Genomic DNA, 20,997 nt, shown 5'->3' with positions numbered 1-20,997 from the left:
ATCCAGGCAACCCCATTTTCAGCGAGGGGGCACGACAGGTCTTGAATAAAGCGGCCAAGACCTATCACGTATGGCTGATCGAGCAGCGCTGTGCTTTCCCTACTTAAGCCTTTGCCGGAACAAGAGGCTTGCGAACCAGGCGCAGGTTGGTGACGATGCACACCACCAAGGCGCCGACGCACACCAGCATCGACTGCGACATGCCGTGGCTGAACGCAACTGGATCGTTCTGGGCAATCAAAATACCGAAGACTGCGACGCCGATGACACCACCCAATTGGCGGGCCGAGGACATCAACCCTGACGCCATGCCCGCGTCCTCATGGCTGACCGCCGCCAGCATGGAGTTGTTCATTGACGGGACGGTCGAAGCACTGCCGATGCCGACAATCACCAGCGCACCGTTGAGCAACCAGAATGAACTGTCTGGTCCTACGTTGGACAGCATGACAAAACCCACGATTTGCAAGGCAAGGCCGGTTGTCATGATTTTCAGCGCGCTGACATGTTTGGCGATGCGCGCGGAGGTGAGCGAGGAAACCGTCATGACGGCGGTCAGCGGAATGAAGGCCAGCCCCGTGTGCACGGCGTCGTAGTGCAGCACAGTCTGGAAGTAGATGCTTAGCACGAACACCACGCCGTAGAACGTGAGGTTAATGACCGCGCCGGTGAGCATGGTGGCCAGCAGCACGTGATTGCGCGCCAGGCGACCTGGCAGCATGGGGGCCTGTACTTTTTTCTCGACCAGGATGAAGACGGCCAGTGCCAGTGCAGCCAGCCCCATGGTGCTCAGGGGAATGGTCGTCCAGCCCAGGTTACTGGCCTCAGTCAGCGCGTACGTCAACAGCGCCAGGCAGATGGCAATGCTGAGCTGACCATAGACATCGAGTTTTTTTTCAACCTTTGGGGAAGGCGGTGTGCAGCGCAGCGTGAGGCCGATGGCCAACACACCCAGCGGGATATTGATCAGGAACACGCTGCTCCACCCCAGATGCTGGATCATGAAGCCGCCCAGCACAGGCCCTGCGGCCAGGGCGACGCCGCCGCAAGCGCCCCACAGCGCGACTGCGGAGCGACGTTTGTCCGGGTCGCTGAAATTCTGCCGAATCAAGGTCAGGGAGGTGGGAATCAGGAACGCTGCGCCCAACCCTTGGACGCAGCGCATGGCAATCAACATCGGCATGCTTGACGCCAGGCCACACCCCAGCGAAGCCAGGGTGAACACGGCGAAGCCAAACACGAACACGGGTTTTGCGCCCCATTTGTCACCGCTGCCACCGCCGAGGATGAGTAGCGCTGAAAATACCAGGGCGTAACTGTTGATCACCCATTGCAGCCCGGTCAGGTTAGTCTCAAAGGCGGATTTGAGTGCGCCCAGGCCCACGTTGACAACACTTACATCCAGTTGAACAACGAGGAAACCCAGGCAAGTGGCGGTGAGTATGGCGGGCAGATTTTGAGCGTTGGACATGGAGGAACCGGCGTCATTCGAAAGATGGCAACGAGGCTATCCCTTCGTCCAACAGGCGTAAATGCCCGCCGATGCAGGCCTTCCCTGCATATTTGCAGGGCTGTTTGCGGTTGCGCCGGCTCTTCAGCCTTTGATCCAATGGCCGTCCTGTTGAGGATCGATCTCGATGTCGAACGTCTGTATGTAGCCAGACAACATGCGGTAGTAGCCCAGTACGATGATGGCATCGCTTAGTTCTTGCAGCGAGAAGTGCTGTTGGGCGTGCTTGAAGAGCACGCCTGGTGCCTTGCCTCGGTCCAGGATAGCCTGCCCGAAGCGCAGCAATACCCGTTCGTTTTCCTTGAAGGCCTCGCTGCACTCCAGGCGCCTCTCGGCGATGGCGATGAATTGATCCTGACGAACGCCCGCCACTTGAGCGATGGACACGTGCTGCTCCCATTCGTACGCGACCCCTTCATGCGCGGCCACCAGCAGCACGAGCATCTCTTTGTGGTAATCGCACAGGGTCAGATCGCGGAAAATGGCGTTGGTCAGGTCGATCATGGGGACGTAGGCACCGGTGCTGTACCCCAGCATCCGGAAGAAGTTGACCTTGGTGGGCAAGGATTCGAATTTTTCCCTTACCTCGTCCGGCAACGTCGAGAAATCGGGATATTCAATCGCGACCGTCGAACGGATGTTTTCGTCACTGTCGGCTGAGCGAGCCATGTCAATACTCCTGTGTCATCAATGAAATAGGTCACCGGGTGTATGACACAGACCTGCCAAAACAATTCAGGTAAGGGCGCATTGCGCCGTGTGCAACAATGATTCGCGTCATTGATGCTCAAATAGGCGGGTTTCCATTACCACCCACCGAAAGGGGCGTTATGTGGCTTGTTGAGCTTTCCCGTGACAATTACCTGGGCTACGTCACCGGCCTGTTCGGCGTTGCTGTGCTGCTGAGCATGGTGTCGTACTTCATCGTGCGGTTCATCATTCTCAGGCTGACGGTCAAACTGCTGTTCCATACAGGTCGCAACCACGCCAAGCACTACACCGAGCGCGAGATTCGCATCGTCAAGCGTTTGTCGAAAATCGCGCCGATCCTGGTTTTCTTCGTGCTCAGCAAGTCCGAACTGCTGTTGCAGCCCAACCTGGTGACGGCGATCCAGACGCTCTGCGGCGCGCTGTTCGTGGTCACCATGGCGCTGGTGGTCAATGACCTGCTTGATGCCGGCAGCGAAAAGCACTTGCTGCACAAGCACCGGTCGATCAAGGGCTACGTGCAAATTGCCAAGCTAGTGGTTGTGGGCGTTTCGGTGATCCTGATCATCGCCACGATCTCCAACAAGTCGCCGATCATCATCCTGTCCAGCCTGGGCGCGGTGGCGGCGGTGTTGATGCTGGTGTTCCAGCACACCTTGATTTCATTGGTGGCGAATATTCAGGTGTCCTCTTCCAATGTCATCCAGATCGATGACTGGATCGAGGTGCCGCAGTTGAATGTCAGTGGTGAGGTGATCGACATTGCCTTGCACACCATTACCATCAGGAACTGGGACAACACCGTTTCACGGGTGCCGACCAAGACCTTTATCACGGACAGTTACACCAATTGGCAGCCCATGTTCAGTTCCGGGGGCCGTCGCATCATGCGCAGCTTCTACGTCGATCAGTCCAGCATCGCGTTTGTCGATCGGCCGTTGCTGGAGTCCATCGAGTCGGTGATTTACGCCAAGGACAACCTGCATCACGAGATAGAAGCCATGCTGGCCGCGCAAAATCACAAACAGCTCATGTTCGATGGCGTGACAAACCTGGGGTTGTTCCGGCGCCATCTGGTTGCGCATTTGAAAGCCAGAACCGACATCAACCAGGGCATGTACCTGGTAGTGAGGCAACTGGCACCCACCGCCAATGGTTTGCCGATCGAGATCTACTGCTTCAGCCAAAGCACGGACTGGGTGGACTACGAGGAAGTGCAGGCTTCGATCTTCGAATACGTGTTCGCGGTGGCCAGCTACTTTGACCTGACCATCTTCCAGAGCCCCAGTGGCCGCGATATCCACGCCTTGGCCCGCGGACCTCGGGCCGCGAAGGTGGCGGCTACGCGCTCGGCGTAAGCGTGCAAGGCTCAGGCGGTGCCGAAGCAAGGGTTGCCGGGGCACGACCTGGCCTGCCTGAATTGCAGCGGCGTCATCTCCAGCTTTTCCTTGAACAGCCGGCTCATGTGGCTCTGGTCCGAAAAGCCACATTCGCTGGCCACCACCTTCAGCGGTACATCGCGCACATTCGTCAGTAGCCATTCGGCGCGTTTGATGCGCCGTGCCTGCACGTACTGATGAGGGGGGAGGCCGAAGGTTTTGCCAAACACCCGCACAAAGTGCGAAGGGCTGAGGTCGACCAGCATGGCCAGGCTCTTGATCGACAGCGGGCAAGCCAGGTGGGCGTCGATGTATTCCTGCAAGCGGCTGCGCTTGGCACTGGATAGGCAGGTGGGGCCTAGCTCGCGAAATTCGCACCGGGCGTACTGGCGCACCAGGTGAATGCAGATTTGCAATTCCAGGGTCTGGGCATACAACTGGCCGCCGGGCGCATCGCCCAGGCTTTCGGCCTCATAGGCTGCCATCAGCGCCGACAGAGGCCGATCATTGACGATAGGACAATGATCGATACGCAGGTTATCGAGGTCTTGCTCGAACACATCGCCCGCCACCCTGGCCATCATGGCTTGGGGGACGTAGATATGGCTGACCTCGATATCATTCATCCAATACCAACGCGATGACTCACCACAGGTGAGCAGCGTGACATCGTGATCAGTAATCGCGCCCTTGAGCCACTTCTTGCCATTGTGGAAGCCCAAGTTGGCGGTACCGGTCTTCCACCTCACCAGTTCGTAATCACGCATGCGCGGAATGTCGACCTCGGTCTTGGCGAACCGGTAGCCGCGCAGCGACATACCGCCGCTGGTCGTAGTGCCGACCGTCCCCTTGAAGGTGACCTCACCTGGGATGACGTCCAGCATCTTGTCCGGGGTCAAAAGGGTAGCGTTCATCGTGACTCCTGTTATTTTTTTGATGGAGTACTTCATCAGGCGTGCAACGCAGGCGGTGGACAGTTCGTCCACCGCTTTTATTCAGCATATCCAAAGTCGGCAGGGGGCAACAGTCATGGGCGACCAGCAGGATTGAAGCTGCCCTTACTTCACCTGCGTCTGCTCATCGCCAACCTGGCTGGCGTGGGGGCGCCAGCGACGCAATGCGGTGCGTTGTTCGTAGGCCTGCGCAGAGGGATAGGTCACCAGTTCGATGGTGCTGCCCCAGGGCGTGCGCGTGTACACATAGCGGTTCCCCGGGCCTGCATCGGCGCCAGGCAGATCACCGGGCGAGCTCAACAATATGCCGCCTGCGCCCACCAGGCGCTCGGCGGCGGCGTCGATGTCGTCCACGTAAATGCAGAAATGCTGGATGCCCAGATCGCTGGGCACCACGGGGCGCGCCTGAGCGATACCCGAGTAGGAAAACAGCTCGATATTGGCGCCGCTGCCCAGCCTGAGCATGCGGATGGCATCGATGACGGCGCCTGGTCCGATGCCCAGGCCGGCCTCGACCGCGGCCCCGGCCAGGGGGGCGTCGAGCATGTCGTAGAGTGGCACGGCGCCGAATGCCTCGACGAAGAAGCGGGTGGCCTGTTCCATGTCGGGGACGGTGATGCCTACGTGTTCAATGCCTCGGACAGTCATGCGGGTTCTCCAATGCGTGCGGCGGCCCAGAAGCCGGATTGTGTTGCCTCGTACAGGCGCCCGCCGCGTGCACGGGTGCCGATGCTGTGCACCCGCAGGCCGTCGACGAGGGCTTGCTGGAAGGTGGACGGTAGGCGCGGACCTGCCAGGATGACGTGTCCCTCAGTTGGTACGCCGCCTTGCGTGCTGATGGCTACGCCGTGTTGTTCCAACAGCCCGCGCAAGTGGTCGCGCTGCATGTCATTGGTGTCGATCCCGATCTGTGCCAAAGGGGAGATGAGGCAGACCTGCTTGCCCTGTTCGGCCAGCCACAGGGCGGCGAACAGGGCAGTCTCCGTTTCCCCGAATACGTTGACCCGGTCGCCATCGGGCAGGCGTGCGTTAGCCAGCATCCATACGGCATCCTGGCTCTGCTGTTCGGCTTCGGTGCCGGTGGCCAGCAGCACGGTATCCCAGGCAGACAAGTCCATCGTATCGCCATCGCTGTTGAGCCAGACGCTGACACCTACGCGCTCCAGTTCACGTTCGTAGAAGCGGATCATGTGGGTGATTTCCATCTGCAGCACGCTGGCCGCGGCCCAGGCGTTGAGCTGCCCGCCGATGCGAGCCTCGCGTTCGACCAGCACCACCTCGTGACCGCGTTCGGCCGCCAGTATCGCGGCTTCGCAGCCCGCTGGCCCGGCGCCCACCACCAATACCCGCTGCTGCGTGGCGGCGGGCCGGCGAGCTTCATTGGCGCGACGTTCCTGGCCCAGGGCCGGGTTGATGACGCATTGGGTGCCCTTGCCGTTGAACATCCAGCGCGAAATGCATTCGTTCACGGCGATGCAACGGCGCACGCTCTGTGGTTCGCCGCGGCGGGTCTTGACGACTGTGTCGGGGTCGGCAAGCCCTGCGCGACCCAGCGCCACGAAGTCCAGCTCACCGTCGGTCACGGCCTGGCCCATGTCGTCAAGCAACCAGGTCAGTCGCCCTACACCGATGACCGGCACCGACACTCGTTGCTTCACCGCCTTGGCATAGTTGACCAGTGAACCGGGCCGCCCCATGGGCAGCAAGGTCATCGCAGTGTCGTAGTTGCCAGCGCTTACGTCCAGGCCATCGACATAAGGTTCCAGCATTTCACAGAAACTCAGACCGTCATCCAGCGACAGGCCGCCCTCGTAGGGTTCGGTCACGCTCAAGCGATACAGGATGGGGTAATCGGGCCCAACCTGGGCACGGATCCCTTTAACAACCTCAAGGGCGAAGCGGGCACGATTTTCCAGCGAGCCGCCCCAGCCATCAGTGCGCTTGTTCGTGAACGGCGAGAGAAACTGGCCCAGCAGGTAGCCGTGGGCACCGTGCAACTCGACAGCGTCGAAACCTGCTGCCACTGCACGGCGGGCGCCCTGGACGTATTTATCGATCAGGCCGGGTATTTCGTGCGCTTCGATCGCCCTAGGTGGCGTACCGAAAGCACTGGTGATGCCGGCCGTAGGGGCAATGGGAGGTTCATTGCGCTCGGTATTGCCCTGCGAGTTCTGGCGTCCGGTGTGATGCAGTTGAACGGCAATTTTGGCGCCTTCGCCGTGGACGGCATCCACCAGATTGCTCAAACCACCGATGAAGCGGTCGTGATCAATGCGCATGGGGTGGCCAGCGGTGCGTCCCACCTCCCAATCTATAGAAGTATTTTCAGTAATGATCAGCCCCACGCCACCGCGTGCGCGGGCTCGGTGGTACTCGATCAGCTTGTCGTCGACCTCGCCGAATGTGCTGGCGAACTGGGTAAAGATGGGGGCTTGGACAAATCGGTTGCGCAGTTGCATCGTGCCGATCCGGCCGGGCTGGAACAACGCCCCGACGGCGGCATCGGAGGCGAGGAGGGTGCGCTCATCAAACGCGGTCATGGTCATTCCTCATTGTTTTTCTTGTGAGGTTTGATCATCGGCGGGTGAGTGCCTGGGGTATTGAAGATTCGTATCCACGTATTGAAGGAATGGACTCTGGGCCGGCATCAGCCCAGTGTCTGCGTCCAGCGTCTACGAGGCGTGCACCGCCTGGGCGCACGCTGGGTTATTTGCCTGCGGTACGGTGAGGAATGTAATGGTGGCTGGCTTGAACACCAGCGCTCCCGCTTCGGTGGCGGCGCCTGTCAGCTCTGGCAGGCTGTCATCGGCGTTCAATTTCAGCGGCACACCGTTGAGCGCTACCTGTTTGCCCGACAGCGCATCGGTCGTCGCCAGGGTGTAACGGGTCGAGCGTTGCGGCAGGTCAACGGTACTGCTGTTCTTCTCGTCGTTGTTGATGATGAGCAACGCCACGCCGCCGGGCGCACCCCGCAGGCACTGCGCGTACAGGTGCAGGCCCTCGCGATTCTCGCTCCCTGCATCGAGCACGACCGTTCCCATGAACCTACGCCACAGCAGGGCGCCCCAGTAATTGGGCTTGGGCGCGAAGGTTTGCTCGTCGAGCAAGCCGTAATCGCTGGCCACCAGGGTATTGTGTGCCACTACCTTAACCCCCTGTTTGGCGAGGCGGCCGAGCTGATCCAGGTACCTGAAGGTGTCCCTGAAAGTTGCTGCCCAGGGATTGCCACCGCACGCAGCGTCACCGGTTTCAGTCAGCCAAATGGCTTTGCCGGGCTCAAAGGTATCGCGCAGGTGACGGTAGAACGCGAACGTCACGTCGGTACGTGCCAGCCAATCCTGGGACAGCGCGGCTTGTTCGGTGGTCTGGCCTGCCGGTGCGCAGCGTTGCGAAACAGCGCTGTAGTGGTGATAGGAGAAACGATCAACGCCACTGCCGGCGGCTTGCAACAGCGCGGCCGTACCTATCATTGGAATGCCCGTATTGCCCATGCCCCAGCCGGCATCATTTTCCCCCACCGAGCCGGGGCCAAGGATCAGCATCTGCGGGGCCGCTTTACGCGCGAACGTATGGAATGCCTTGAAATCCAGGCCGTAGGCCTTGGCGTCATATCCCTTGGGCGCGCCGCCGATGGAGGCAATATTGGGTTCGTTCATGAACTCCGCCGCGGCAATATGGCCCCCGATCGATTGGGTGTAATTCAGAAAGCGCCGAGCCTGGTCTGACTGCCACACACCGTTACTGTCACGCACGCCAGGGCTGGTTGCGAACGAAGTAATGATCGGAGCGTCCACGGCATTGGAAAACTGCACCAGCGCCTTCCACTGCTGGCGCGTCAGCACGCCGGCAAACCCGGTGGGAGTCTGGTTGTTGGCAGTGTCTGAATCGGCAAAATAGGTGTTGTTCGCCCACGTCCCGCTTGTTCTCACATAAGCTGGCGCCAGTGCAGCGGCCAGGTATCGCAGACGGGTATTGCTCAGGTCCAAGGGGGGACGATAGGAAAACAACGCCGGGTTCATGCCAGGTGGCGTCGAGGACTTGGCCCCGGCTAAGGCAGTAGGGGCCGCGCTGGAAATCTCTGAATAGGGCTTCCAGAATTTTCCTCCCGTGACTTCCAGCATTTCGATGTTATAGGACTGGAATCTCTCTTCAACCACTCCCACCGGGGGAAGTGCTTGGGGCGAAAGCGTTACGCGTGTCTGCGCAGCACAGGCATACCCCCCGGCAGTGCTCAGTAGGGCCAGCGCAACTATTGTTGTGATTGTAGAATTTCGCTGTTTCATCCGTTCATCCTTTGAGTTTATTTCCTTTGCAGGCGCCGATACAGCGTGCGCCAAGTACAGCTTGTCATACAGGCTGGGAGTATCTTCAGTCGTCTGCAGGGTGTCAACGACAAGGATGATGATATGGGGCTATCGCAAGTTTAATCAAAGGTATGGCGATACGAACTGGCAGGTATGGGGAAAAGTGATAGCTGTGATGGTGGTCTTAGCACCCAGGCTTAGCTATAAACCTCTTGTCTTGTATGATGAGTGTCTCTAGGCACTACCAGTCATTGCGTTTCACACGTCGCGGCTTACCGATTACGTGTCTGGTTGTTATCCGTATTACCTCAAGCTGTTTCGTCTAATAAATCCAATAATAAGCGAGCTCCGATGATGGATCGTCAAAGAAGCACTGCCGCGTCCTTGGCAGTTGTATTGTCCTGCCTGACCTGTCACGCCGTGGCGGCGGACTTTTACGAGCAGGAAGATACGTTGCGACTGCGCCTGCGTAACGAATTGCGGAGGGCCGACAAACCCAGCGCCGGCGCTGCGCACGATATCTATGCGTGGGTACAGGGCGGCGCGCTGGAGTACAACAGTACCTATGTGGGCGATGTGCTGGGCCTTGACGCAGGGTACTTTTACACCCAGCGCCTGGGTGATCACGACGGCTGGAGCACGCGATGGTATTTGAATGAACAGGCCAGCTTCAGTCGATACACGGCAGTATTGAAACTAAAGCTCTCGGACAAGCTTAAGGTGAAAGTAGGCCGGATGGTGACGGATTCGGCTTACAGCGGGCAAGACGATATACCCTTGATCAATTCTTCGTCGCAGCGCACTCAACCTTCTTTGTCCGATGGCGCTCTGCTGAAATACAGTCCGCAATTCAATGTGGATGTTTATGGCATGTACCGCGTTGGCGTCTATAACTATCCTGATGTGGCGCTGGGCGTGCACAAGGCCGGCCCCATCAATCCCAAAACCTATACCTACGATACGTTGCGCCCTCAATACCTGGTCTCCACGGTGTACCACAATAATCTGGATACCTATGCGTTGAGTGGCTCATGGCAGGATGACGTTGCCGGCCAGATCATGGGGCGGGCCGCGCAGCGCTACGCTGTCAGCGCCGATGGCCAGCATTACGTGAAACCAGAGGTGATCGCGTTTTATTCGCGGTTGAACGGGACCTCCACACGTTACGATGGCTCAAACCACACCTACGTAGTGGGCGGCAAGCTCAGTTACGTCAACCCGCAGGGCGCAACTTTCGTAGCGGTCGGCAAGGCGGGCCCCAAGTTCAACTGGTTGTCTGGTGTCGATACCGACCTGAGCTATACCTTCGATCTGAGCATTGATCGTAACTACAGCGACATGTGGTCGTGGCAAGCCGGGCACACCTGGAATCTGCCGCATGATGCGTTTGTCGGCGCGGCCCAACTCTTTACCACCGGCTACGAAGATTACCGCCGAAATGTCCGGATACGCGGTGCTGCCACTGATTTCTACGTGGGTTATGGCCCGCGTGATGGTGCGCTCAAGGGCTTTCGCTCACTGTTGACCTTAAGCCTTGCGCGGGAGAAAAGAGACGGGAGTTCACTTGGCGATCATCTCGATTATTTCGACGTGAAAATGACGCTTCAATACGATTTCAACCTAAGGTGAACGCGGGCACGCCAGCAGGCCAGCGCATCCAGATGGGTACGAAGGAGGGCAACGGTACATCCATACCTACTGGGTATGGAGGCAGACTTTGGCGATATTGGCGTTGTCAGCCTCATCGGGTAAAGATAGGTATCTGTCCGGCATTGCGAGGTGCCGGAACACTATAAAAATAATTCGAGTGATGATGCCATGCAAACGCCTCTGCTAGGCCAGCGCAGCGAAGTATTCAATCAAGCCGATCCCCATGCGGTATCGGTATACGTCAATCAACATGTGGGCAATCACTGCATTCAGTTGCCCAGTGCCAGTCGTCCCCTGGCCCACTTGAGCCACCGTACATTCGCCGAACTGGATTTGTGCCGTATCACCTACGGTGCGCCGGTACGGGTGGTGTCGCCCGCGCTGGAGCGCTGCTTTCATCTGCAGGTATTGCTGGCCGGGCATTGCTTGTGGCGGCTAGGGCGAGAAGAGCATTTTCTGGCGCCTGGCGAGTTGTTGTTGATCAATCCCGATGAGCCGGTGGACCTGACTTACTCGGCCGATTGCGAGAAGTTCATCGTCAAGATTCCCGTAGGCTTGCTGGCAGACCTGTGCGAGCAGCAGCGCTGGGCCGTGCCGGCGCCTGGTGTGCGGTTCCTGCAGAACCGGTACCGCCTCGATGAGGTACAAGGCCTGGTCAGTTTGCTGGGCATGATCTGCCAGGAATCCGAAGAAGTTGATCCCCAACCGCTGGTGCAAGCCCACTTCACGCAGATCATCGCCAGCAAGTTGCTGAGCCTGGTGAAAACCAATGTCCGGCACACTCAGGAGCCGGCATCGGCGCTGAATTTCCAGCGAGTGGCCGAGTACATCGAGCGCCATCTGCAGCACGAACTGGACACCGATACCCTGGCAAGCCTGGTCCAGGTCAGTTCCCGCACCTTGTACGGACTGTTCGAGCGCAACGCTCATACCAGTCCTGCCGACTACATACGCCAGCGCCGTCTGGCCCGGGTCCACGCGTGTCTCAGTGATCCGCAATGCACTGTGCGCAGCCTGTCCGAACTGGCCATGGACTATGGCTTCATGCACCTGGGCCGCTTCTCCGAGCAGTACCGCCGGCAGTTTGGCCAATTACCGTCCGAAACCCTTCGCCAACGCCGCCTCGGCATTGCGAAAAACGGATAGCGGTCTGCGAAAATCGGCTATCGACATTACCCACCCATTCGTACGCTGGAGGTGCCTGAATAATAACAACGGAGGCCCTGGCCATGACCCTGGGAATCGATTACCTCAATGCCTTGCTGCAGGAAGACCGCGAGCAAGGCATCTACCGCTGCAAGCGCGAGATGTTCACCGACCCGCGGCTGTTCGACCTGGAGATGAAGCACATCTTCGAGGGCAACTGGCTGTACCTGGCCCACGAAAGCCAGATCCCCAACGTCAACGACTTCTACACCACGCAGATGGGCCGCCAGCCCATCTTCATCGCTCGCAACAAGGCCGGCGAACTCAACGCTTTCCTCAACGCCTGCAGCCACCGCGGCGCCATGCTATGCCGGCACAAGACTGGCAACCGCAGCTCCTATACCTGTCCGTTCCACGGCTGGACCTTCAATAACTCCGGCAAACTGCTGAAAGTGAAGGATCCCAAGGAAGCCGGTTATCCCTCAAGCTTCAATTGCGAAGGCTCCCATGACCTGACCAAGGTCGCGCGCTTCGAATCCTACCGCGGCTTCCTGTTCGGCTCCCTGAACCCTGACGTACCGTCCTTGGTGGAACACCTGGGCGAGTCCGCCAAGATCATCGACATGATCGTCGACCAGTCCCCCGAAGGCCTGGAGGTGCTGCGCGGCTCCAGCAGCTACGTGTACGAAGGCAACTGGAAGCTGACCGCCGAAAACGGTGCTGACGGTTACCACGTCAGCGCCGTGCACTGGAATTACGCCGCCACCCAGCAGCAACGCCAGCAGCGCGAGGCCGAGGCTGCGGCCAAGACCATGAGTGCTGGTGGCTGGGCCAAGCAGGGCGGTGGTTTTTACTCGTTCGACAAGGGCCATATGCTGCTGTGGACCCGCTGGTCTAATCCCGAAGATCGTCCGCTGTACGAACGTCGCGACGAGCTGGCGCAGAACTTTGGCAGCGCCCGTGCCGACTGGATGATCCAGAATTCGCGCAATCTGTGCCTGTACCCCAACGTCTACCTGATGGACCAGTTCAGCTCGCAGATCCGCATTGCCCGGCCCATCGACGTCAACCGCACCGAGATCACTATTTACTGCATCGCGCCCAAGGGCGAAAGCGATGCCGCGCGCGCCCAGCGTATTCGCCAGTACGAGGATTTCTTCAATGTCAGCGGCATGGCCACCCCTGACGACCTGGAGGAGTTCCGCTCGTGCCAGATGGGCTACCAGGGCAGCACCACCGCCTGGAACGACATGTCCCGGGGCGCCGAGCATTGGGTGGAAGGCGCTGACCAGGCCGCCCGGGAGATTGACCTGCACCCGCTGCTCAGCGGCGTGCGCACCGAGGATGAGGGCCTGTTCGTGATGCAGCACAAGTTCTGGCAGGAAACCATGATCAAGGCTCTGCAGGCCGAGCATGCCAAGCGTATCGACGTGGAGGTGGTGCAATGACGATCGCCTACGAGACGGTGCGTGACTTCCTGTTCCGTGAAGCCCGTTACCTGGATGACAAGGACTGGGACAACTGGCTTGAGCTGTACGCCCCCGACGCGACGTTCTGGATGCCCAGCTGGGACGACAACGACGAACTGACCCAGGATCCGCAGCGCGAGATCTCACTGATCTGGTACGGCCGCCGCGATGGCCTGGAGGACCGCATCTTCCGCATCAAGACCGAACGCTCCAGCGCCAGCGTGCCCGACACCCGCACCTCGCACAACCTCAGCAATATCGAACTGGTGGAGGAAGGCGACGGCGTGGCCTACGTGCGCTTCAACTGGCACACGCTGAGCTTTCGCTACAAGACCGTGGACAGTTACTTCGGCACCAGCTTCTACACCCTCGACATCCGTGGCGAACAGCCGCTGATCAAGGCCAAGAAAGTGGTGCTGAAGAACGACTACGTGCGCCAGTTGATCGACATCTACCACATCTGAGGCGGCCATCATGACCTACAAGATCGCACTGAATTTCGAAGATGGCGTCACCCGTTTCATCGACAGCAGCGCCACCGAGACCGTGGCTGATGCAGCCTACCGCCAGGGCATCAACATCCCGCTGGATTGCCGTGACGGTGCCTGCGGTACCTGCAAATGCTTCGCCGAGGCCGGGCAATACGAGCTGGGGGAAGAGTACATCGAGGATGCCCTGACCGAGGAAGAGGCTGCCCAGGGCTATGTGCTGACCTGCCAGATGCGCGCGCAGAGCGATTGCGTGGTGCGCGTGCCGGCATCCTCCGAGGTCTGCAAGACCAAGCAGGCCAAGTACGAAGCCACCATCAGCGCCGTGCAGCAGTTATCCGACAGCACCATCGCGCTGAAGATCAAGGGCGAGGCTCTGAACCAGTTGGCGTTCCTGCCGGGGCAGTACGTCAACCTGCACGTGCCGGGCAGTGAGCATACCCGTGCCTATTCCTTCAGCTCGCTGCAACGCGATGGCGAGGTCAGCTTCCTGATTCGCAATGTGCCGGGCGGTTTGATGAGTAGCTTCCTGACCAGTCTGGCCAAGGCCGGTGACAACATGACCCTGGCCGGGCCGTTGGGCAGCTTCTACCTGCGCGACATCCGCCGTCCGCTGTTGCTGCTGGCCGGTGGCACCGGCTTGGCGCCATTCACGGCGATGCTCGAGCGCATTGCCGAGCAGGGCAGCGATCACCCGGTGCACCTGATCTATGGCGTGACCCACGACATCGACCTGGTGGAAACCGCCCGCCTCGAAGACTTGGCCGCGCGTATCCCCACCTTCACCTTCAGCGCCTGCGTGGCCAGCCCGGACAGCCGCTACCCGCGCAAGGGCTATGTCACCCAGCATATCGAGCCTGGGCACCTGAACGATGGTGATGTCGACGTCTACCTGTGCGGCCCGCCGCCGATGGTGGAGGCCGTAAGCCAGTACCTGCGTGACCAGGCCATCGTGCCTGCCAACTTCTACTTTGAAAAATTCGCGGCGGCTTGATGCCCCATCACCGTAGCCGCTGCCGAAGGCTGCGCTGGCCCTGAGCCCCGCTGGAAATCTTCAGGGTTCATTCCGGCCAGCGCAGCCTGGCGGCAGCGGCTACAGAGGACACCTCATGAATCGATTCGAGAACAAGGTTGCGCTGGTCACCGGCGCCGCCCAAGGCATTGGCCTGCGTGTGGCGCAGCGCCTGGCCGCCGAAGGGGCCCGCCTGGTGCTGGTGGATCGCTCCGAGCTGGTCTACGAACTGGAACACCTGCCCAACAAACCACTGGTATTGACTGCCGACCTGGAGCGGTACGAAGAATGCAGCCGCGTAGTGTCTGCGGCCGTCAAGCATTTCGGCCGCCTGGACGTGCTTATCAATAACGTGGGTGGCACCATCTGGGCCAAGCCCTTCGAGCATTACGAGCCGGCGCAGATCGAAGCCGAAGTGCGCCGTTCGCTGTTCCCCACGCTGTGGTGCTGCCATGCGGCGTTGCCGGCCATGCTGGGGCAGGGCAGTGGCGCTATCGTCAATGTCTCGTCAATCGCCACGCGCAGCGTGAACCGCGTGCCCTACGGTGCGGCGAAGGGGGGTGTCAATGCGCTCACCGCCTGCCTGGCCTTCGAAACGGCCGGCCGCGGCGTGCGCGTCAACGCCACCGCGCCGGGTGGCACCGAGGCGCCGCCCCGGCGCATCCCGCGCAACAGTGCCGAGCAGAGCGAGCAGGAAAAGGTCTGGTACCAGCAAATCGTCTATCAGACCCTGGACACCAGCCTCATGCATCGTTACGGCACGGTGGATGAGCAGGTGGGAGCGATTCTGTTCCTGGCCTCGGATGAGGCCTCGTACATCACTGGCGTGACCTTGCCGGTAGGCGGGGGGGATTTGGGCTGAACGCCCCTGCTCCTAGGAAGGATCTGTAACCCATAACAACAGGTAGAGTTGACCATGACCGTTAAGATTTCCCATACGCCAGAGCTACAGGCGTTTTTCCAGCAGGTGAGCGGCGCTGGCAATGACCAGGGTAGCCCCAGGGCCAAACAGATCCTGCGGCGCCTGGTCACTGAACTGGCCCGGGTGCTGGAAGACCTGGAGGTAACCGACGATGAGTTCTGGGGCGCGGTGGACTACGTGAATCGCCTTGGTGCCAACAACGAGGCCGGCCTGCTGGTCGCCGGGCTGGGCATCGAGCATTTCCTCGATCTGCTGCATGACGCCCGGGACGCCAGCCGAGGCCTGGCGGGTGGCACGCCGCGCACCATCGAAGGTCCGCTGTACGTCGTTGGTGCGCCATTGAGCAAGGGCGAGGCGCGGATGGATGACGGCAGCGAGGAGGGCGTCGCGACGCCGCTGTTCATTCGCGGTGTGGTGCGTGACGGGGAAGGCAACCCCATTGCCGGTGCTGTGGTTGACCTGTGGCACGCCAACACACAAGGCACCTATTCCTACTTTGACTCGCGCCAGTCCGATTACAACCTGCGTCGACGCATCGTCACCGATGCACAAGGCCGCTACCGTGCGCGCTCGATCGTACCTTCAGGGTACGGCTGCAATCCGGCCGGGCCGACTCAGGAGTGCCTTGACCTGCTGGGCCGCCACGGTCAGCGGCCGGCGCACGTCCACTATTTCATTTCTGCGGCTGGCTACCGACACCTGACCACCCAGATCAATTTGTCGGGGGAGAAATACTTGTGGGATGACTTCGCCTTCGCCACCCGCGATGGTCTGGTCGGCCAGGTTGTTTTCGCTGAAGCGGGCTCCGCCGAACAGGCTGCCGGAATCAATGGGCGGTTTGCCGAACTGGAGTTCGACTTTGAGCTGCAAGCGGCCGCAGCCCCCGCTGAGCAGTTGCGCAGCAAGCGTCCCCGGGCGTTGCAGGGCGCTTGAACCCCGATACCTGCGACCCACAGACAAACATCGGTACAGCCGCATCAGCGACCGTACCGGTGTTGTGTCTACTGGCAGTCGTAGGAAGCGCCTGCGTTCACATCGCCGCCTTTGTAATGCAGCATGCTCGGGAACTTGCACAGCGGGTGCTCCACGCTGTTGTCGGCATTGGCCAGCATGATCCGTCCGGGCGGTTGCTGATGCTCCACCCAGTCGACCAGTTGCTGGTACAGCTGCCCCCTGGCCGGCAACGGTGGCGCAGCTGCCGGGCTTACGCCGGGCAGGCCGTTGGCTGAGCCGATGCCTTCGCAGTGACCCATGGCCGGTACTGTGTACAGCCGGTAAAAGCGGTCCGCCTGGCTCAGGCCGCCTTCGTGGCGCACCAGCGCGTCGAAGTAATGGAGGGTGCCACTGAGCGGGATCACAACGTCGGACGTGCCGTGGTACACCATCATTTTTCCGCCCCGGTCGCGGAAAGCGGACAGATCGGGGTTGTCGGTGTCGATTCGCGCGAACGCTTGCTGCTGGGCAACGCCTTGATCGTAGGCGCGGGCCAGGTCGGCGTACGTCAGCTTCTTCCAGTTATCCTGGCCGTTACCGGTGGCATTGCTGAAATTGGCGGTGGCCAGGCTGGCGTCATGCAGATTCAGCGCAACCTGGTTGGCAGCAATGGGGAAGGGCAACGCCACACCGTCCTTGGAGTTGGCCAGACCGCGGGGCAGGGAGGTACCACGGGTGACGCCAAACCACAGCTGCTTGTCCACCAGGCCCGCGCCGTAACCGGTGCTACGCGCAGGGTCCGGGGCGCTGCCATCGAGGGTTTGCCCAAACCAGATCTTGTTCACCGTTGCGGCCTGGGCCGGGGACACGCAGGCACTGCTGGTGTCGGTACCGCCGCTGTTGCGGCACAGCACCGTGGGGTCCTTGGTAGGGTTGTAGCGGCAGCTCGCGGGGTCGGCGATGTAGCCCAGGTGCTGGCCGTTTAGCGTCGTGTCACAGGCGCTGATTGCCGCAGCTGATACATGGTCAAGCTGCGCTGGCGAGATCGGACCGCCGCCGTCCTGCTGCATCGCCACTTGCGGATACAGTTCGGCAGTGATGAACCGGGTCCAGTTGATCGCCGGCGCCCCTGCCAGAATTCCGTCGTAATCCTGGGGGAAGCGTTGCGCGTACTTGTGCGCCTGGCGACCACCCGTGGAGCAGCCTTCGAAGTAGGCATGGCGTGCGGGAGTTCCGTAGAACGCTGCGGTCAGGCGCTTGGTCAGCGCGGCGGTCTGGTGAATGCCGCGCTCGGAGAAATCCATCCACTGCACGGTGTTGACGGCGCCAGATGGCAGCATCAGGAACGAGCCATTGAGGGCCGGTGGCGCCTGGCCAGGGGTGGTGTGCCCGGTATCGGTTACGGCGCTGACGGCCCCTTCGGCGTTGGCGATCTGTGACACCGGCGCGATGCCGCTGAAACCTTGGGCCAGTTGGTCTCGAGCGGTGATTGAGGGGGCACCCATGTACCCGCCGCCACCCACGTTGTGAATGCGGCCGTTCCAGGCTTCGGGGGCCGGTAGCCACAATTCGATGCCGATGCCTGCCTGGGTCGAGGGGGCGCCTGCAGGCCCGGGCGAGCCGGGCCCCACCAACAGCTTGGCCATGCACAGATCACGTTCGGCCAACGGCGCCGATGCCTGGGGTTGCAGGGTCAAGGGTTGACCGGCGTGGAAGGCGCGAGTGGCGATTACCGATACCTGCGGGCCCTGATCCAACAGTCGGGTAATGCCCGCGTCAGTGCAGTTGGCCAGGCCAATGGCAGGGGCGGCGTGGACGACCGCTGTGGCGAGCAGGCTGTTGCCCACGGACATGAGCAGAATCCAGTGTCGAAGCGACTGATGGGGCGAGGTGTTGCAGGGCTTCAATTTCATCATGAACAAGTAGCACCTTGGTGGGGAAAGGCCTGCTGCGGCAGGCCGTACGACGGCCGCTTCAGTGGGCGGCCAGAACGGGTTGCGGACCACTGCCGTTTACTACCGGGCGAAGCATGGCCAGGCCGACCAATGCAATGACCAGTGGCGCGGCGAGCGCGCAATAAAAGCCCGGGGGGCCGGCAAGCTCCAGAAAAATGCCGCCCGTGGCAGAACCTATGATCGCCCCCAGCCGACCAGCAGCAATCGCCCAGCCGGTCGCCGTGGCGCGCAGGGCGGTTGGATACGCCTGGGCGACGAGATAATTCAACACGATCTGTTGGCCGCCAATGCCCAGGCCGGCCATGCTCACGAGCGCAAACACTGTCACCCAGTTGTTGCCGCTCAGCGCAAGGCCGACACTGAGGCCGATGCCAAGCAGAAACAGTCCCGCCAATAATTGACGGGTATTGACCCGGGGCAGCAGCATGGACAGGGGGATGGCACAGACAACGAATACGGCGTTGACTGCCACGGTGCCCAGCGGAATATGTTCCAGCGCCAACCCCGAGGCTTTGAGTACCGTTGGCAGCCATGACAGCAACATGAACCAGGCGATCCAGTTGAACAAATACACCACCCATACGCCCAGCGTATTCCGGGCCAGCCCGTTTGCGAACAGTGAGCTAACCCGCGTTTTTGTTTCACCTTCGGGCACGTAATAGACGGCCGTGGCGCACGCCGTTCCTGGCCGAAACCGATCAATGATGCGCCGCACTGCCTCCTGCTGGTCGGCGGCCGTGTGCCTGATCAGATAATGCAGAGATTCCGGCAGTGTCCACCAGAGCACGGGGAGCAATACGAGCGGGGCGAGGCCTCCAGCTGCAAATATCCCTGGCCAGCCGGTGCTGGGCATCATGCGGGTGGCCAGCATGGCACCCAGAATGGCCCCGGCCGGCAATCCCAACAGCACTGTCGTCATCACGGTGCCGCGCTGCCTGGCCGGGCTGTACTCGGCCGCCAGCGCCAGCACCAGCGGGGTCGCCCCGCCCATGCCTATGCCGGCGATAAACCTGAGGACCAGAATCTGCTCAACCGTGTTCGCCATCGCGGTGCTCAGCGTCGCCACCCCAAAGAGCGCAACCGCCATGATGATAGTCGGGCGTCGACCCAACCGGTCGCCGACAAGACCCAGCGTCATGGCCCCGACTACCATGCCGAGTATTCCAGCCGTCAGAATGGGGGCAAGGGCACTGGATGCCACATTCAGGCCCAGAATAATCGATGGTCCGGTGAAGGCGATGGCCTGTGTATCGAATCCATCCAGTACCGCGATAAGGAAACATAAGCCAAAGATTCGCCACTGATAGCCAGTGATGACGGCAGAGTCGATGATGGATTGAACGGATACCTGGTTTGGCATTGCACGCCTCAACATTTTTATTGTTATCTCGCTTAAGAGCGAGTTGATGAGGGGAAGCTAATCAGGGGAGTCGGAGGCGTCTAATATCGTTTAGGTGTCATACGATACCGGTTGGGTATGCATGCGAGAGCGGCCCCATCTGGTGCTCGGGATGGGGGTGTCCAAGCTGGCGCTAAATGGGCTTTATGCGCCCAGTCGCCTCGACCCGCTCCAGCAATTCGATGTACTTGCGTTCAGGCACCCCCTTCGTCCTCTCAAACACCTCAAGGTTTGGATCAAGGATGCGCAGGTATTCGCGGCACTTGCCCTCGCTAAACTTGTCGCCGTTCTCATGAACGTCTTTGGCAAACGCAGATGCATCAGCCTCGCATTGATCTAGAAATTCCTTATGGTCTGTCAAAAACCTAATAAGAGTTGCCCGTAGCTCAGGCCCAATCTGGTTGTTGGTTTCTGCTCTGTGGAGAAGTGAATTTTGATCTTGAATAGATTTCAACCAGGATGTTCTACTCCTTTCGGTTTTCACAAGCACCTCTTGCCGTAGCATAAAGAGCTCCTTTGCCCTTGAGCGATAAAATCCGATCACGTTGAACAGGAAGCTGAAAGTAGAAATCGCTATCGCGATCCATGCAACCAGTGAGGTTGTGCCCACATTTCACCTCTGATCTTGCTGACCTGTATCGATTCTATGCGGGCTTGCGATCCACCCAAGTGTTTTCACGACGTGGCTCGCTTGGTCACCGTAACAAAAGGGGGTGTCATCTTTCCGGTAAAAAAAGCAGCCCTCTAGAGCTGCCTTTCTCCTCTACTCACCCTTTTTGTGCTTGTGGGGCTTCAGGTCTGGGTGCTCTTTCTGCTTTTCAGGGGTGACCCTCTGTCTTTTGTCGGGGGTACCATCTTCGTTGGTTCATTTAGGGCCTGGCTTGATGCTCACTATAGATTTCCTTTTTCGCGTAGAGTGTCGGTTGCTGTTAGGTAATTAGTACAGCTTTCGAGATCTGTCAAAGTAGCCCCAGCGCAGAACCGCTTCGTAAATGAGTCAACGGATTGGGAAGAGCTCCTGACGCATTCCGGGCGGCTTAGTCGCCGTTTGTTGACTTCGCCGAAACGCCTGTGTCTCTGCGCTTATAGCGATGCAGGTCAGACTGCCCAGGGCCACTCGCTCCCAGTTGCCACTGGCAGCGAGTCCAATGCTGAGAAGGGAGTGCGTA

The 20,997-nt window shown here is 60.1% G+C and carries 17 protein-coding genes; 8 read left to right on the top strand and 9 right to left on the bottom strand.

Going from position 1 to position 20,997, the window contains the following annotated elements:
• Positions 1 to 103: 103 nt before the first annotated feature.
• Both ACZ9GA_RS13535 and ACZ9GA_RS13530 read right to left on the bottom strand, forming a co-directional pair.
• On the bottom strand, positions 104 to 1,471 hold the full coding sequence (locus ACZ9GA_RS13535; protein WP_457362200.1) for an MFS transporter: 1,368 nt from the start codon (positions 1,469 to 1,471) through the stop codon (positions 104 to 106).
• Between the two features lie 123 nt (positions 1,472 to 1,594).
• Entirely contained in the window at positions 1,595 to 2,179 is a 585-nt protein-coding gene (locus tag ACZ9GA_RS13530; protein ID WP_457362201.1) for a carboxymuconolactone decarboxylase family protein, read from the bottom strand.
• A gap of 161 nt (positions 2,180 to 2,340) precedes the next feature.
• On the opposite strand from ACZ9GA_RS13530, the gene ACZ9GA_RS13525 reads away from it, so the two are divergent.
• The gene (locus ACZ9GA_RS13525; protein WP_457362202.1) at positions 2,341 to 3,576 is read left to right on the top strand and encodes a mechanosensitive ion channel family protein; all 1,236 of its coding nucleotides are present in this window, start codon (positions 2,341 to 2,343) and stop codon (positions 3,574 to 3,576) included.
• A gap of 11 nt (positions 3,577 to 3,587) precedes the next feature.
• On the opposite strand, the gene ACZ9GA_RS13520 is transcribed toward ACZ9GA_RS13525, so the two are convergent.
• From ACZ9GA_RS13520 to ACZ9GA_RS13505, 4 genes are all read right to left on the bottom strand, one after another.
• Positions 3,588 to 4,583 (bottom strand): helix-turn-helix domain-containing protein, encoded by a 996-nt coding sequence (locus ACZ9GA_RS13520; protein ID WP_457362203.1) that lies wholly within the window; start codon positions 4,581 to 4,583, stop codon positions 3,588 to 3,590.
• A gap of 72 nt (positions 4,584 to 4,655) precedes the next feature.
• Complete coding sequence (locus tag ACZ9GA_RS13515; RefSeq protein WP_457362204.1) at positions 4,656 to 5,198, bottom strand: VOC family protein; 543 nt, start codon at positions 5,196 to 5,198, stop codon at positions 4,656 to 4,658.
• Complete coding sequence (locus ACZ9GA_RS13510) at positions 5,195 to 7,090, bottom strand: FAD-dependent oxidoreductase (RefSeq protein ID WP_457362205.1); 1,896 nt, start codon at positions 7,088 to 7,090, stop codon at positions 5,195 to 5,197. Before ACZ9GA_RS13510 ends, ACZ9GA_RS13515 begins: the two co-directional genes overlap by 4 nt.
• A gap of 132 nt (positions 7,091 to 7,222) precedes the next feature.
• The gene (locus tag ACZ9GA_RS13505) at positions 7,223 to 8,671 is read right to left on the bottom strand and encodes a glycosyl hydrolase family 79 N-terminal domain-containing protein (protein WP_457362206.1); all 1,449 of its coding nucleotides are present in this window, start codon (positions 8,669 to 8,671) and stop codon (positions 7,223 to 7,225) included.
• Positions 8,672 to 9,205: 534 nt separating this feature from the next.
• Between ACZ9GA_RS13505 and ACZ9GA_RS13500 the strand changes: the two genes are divergently transcribed.
• From ACZ9GA_RS13500 to catA, 7 genes are all read left to right on the top strand, one after another.
• The gene (locus ACZ9GA_RS13500) at positions 9,206 to 10,483 is read left to right on the top strand and encodes an OprD family porin (RefSeq protein WP_457362207.1); all 1,278 of its coding nucleotides are present in this window, start codon (positions 9,206 to 9,208) and stop codon (positions 10,481 to 10,483) included.
• Between the two features lie 189 nt (positions 10,484 to 10,672).
• Positions 10,673 to 11,650, top strand: a complete 978-nt coding sequence (locus ACZ9GA_RS13495; RefSeq protein WP_457362208.1) for an AraC family transcriptional regulator — start codon at positions 10,673 to 10,675, stop codon at positions 11,648 to 11,650.
• A gap of 83 nt (positions 11,651 to 11,733) precedes the next feature.
• A complete protein-coding gene (gene benA, locus ACZ9GA_RS13490) occupies positions 11,734 to 13,098 on the top strand; it encodes a benzoate 1,2-dioxygenase large subunit (RefSeq protein ID WP_457362209.1) in 1,365 nt (454 codons plus the stop codon).
• Positions 13,095 to 13,583 carry a benzoate 1,2-dioxygenase small subunit gene (gene benB / locus ACZ9GA_RS13485; RefSeq protein ID WP_457362210.1) on the top strand — a complete coding sequence of 163 codons (489 nt, stop codon included), beginning with the start codon at positions 13,095 to 13,097 and terminating at the stop codon, positions 13,581 to 13,583. Before benA ends, benB begins: the two co-directional genes overlap by 4 nt.
• Before the next feature lie 10 nt (positions 13,584 to 13,593).
• Positions 13,594 to 14,601: a benzoate 1,2-dioxygenase electron transfer component BenC gene (benC, locus tag ACZ9GA_RS13480; RefSeq protein WP_457362211.1), complete on the top strand. Its 1,008-nt coding sequence runs from the start codon at positions 13,594 to 13,596 to the stop codon at positions 14,599 to 14,601.
• 115 nt (positions 14,602 to 14,716) lie between these two features.
• Complete coding sequence (locus ACZ9GA_RS13475; RefSeq protein ID WP_457362212.1) at positions 14,717 to 15,481, top strand: 1,6-dihydroxycyclohexa-2,4-diene-1-carboxylate dehydrogenase; 765 nt, start codon at positions 14,717 to 14,719, stop codon at positions 15,479 to 15,481.
• A gap of 54 nt (positions 15,482 to 15,535) precedes the next feature.
• Positions 15,536 to 16,474 carry a catechol 1,2-dioxygenase gene (gene catA, locus ACZ9GA_RS13470; protein WP_457362213.1) on the top strand — a complete coding sequence of 313 codons (939 nt, stop codon included), beginning with the start codon at positions 15,536 to 15,538 and terminating at the stop codon, positions 16,472 to 16,474.
• Positions 16,475 to 16,542: 68 nt separating this feature from the next.
• Here catA and ACZ9GA_RS13465 read toward each other — a convergent pair whose 3' ends face one another.
• The 3 genes from ACZ9GA_RS13465 to ACZ9GA_RS13455 form a co-directional block, all read right to left on the bottom strand.
• Positions 16,543 to 18,390, bottom strand: a complete 1,848-nt coding sequence (locus tag ACZ9GA_RS13465; RefSeq protein WP_457362214.1) for a tannase/feruloyl esterase family alpha/beta hydrolase — start codon at positions 18,388 to 18,390, stop codon at positions 16,543 to 16,545.
• A gap of 58 nt (positions 18,391 to 18,448) precedes the next feature.
• A complete protein-coding gene (locus ACZ9GA_RS13460; protein WP_457362215.1) occupies positions 18,449 to 19,789 on the bottom strand; it encodes an MFS transporter in 1,341 nt (446 codons plus the stop codon).
• A gap of 172 nt (positions 19,790 to 19,961) precedes the next feature.
• Positions 19,962 to 20,438, bottom strand: a complete 477-nt coding sequence (locus ACZ9GA_RS13455) for a hypothetical protein (protein ID WP_457362216.1) — start codon at positions 20,436 to 20,438, stop codon at positions 19,962 to 19,964.
• Between the last annotated feature and the right edge of the window lie 559 nt (positions 20,439 to 20,997).

This window comes from Pseudomonas sp. TE3644, from assembly GCF_056278815.1.
This window is presented reverse-complemented; position numbering and strand designations above follow the sequence as displayed.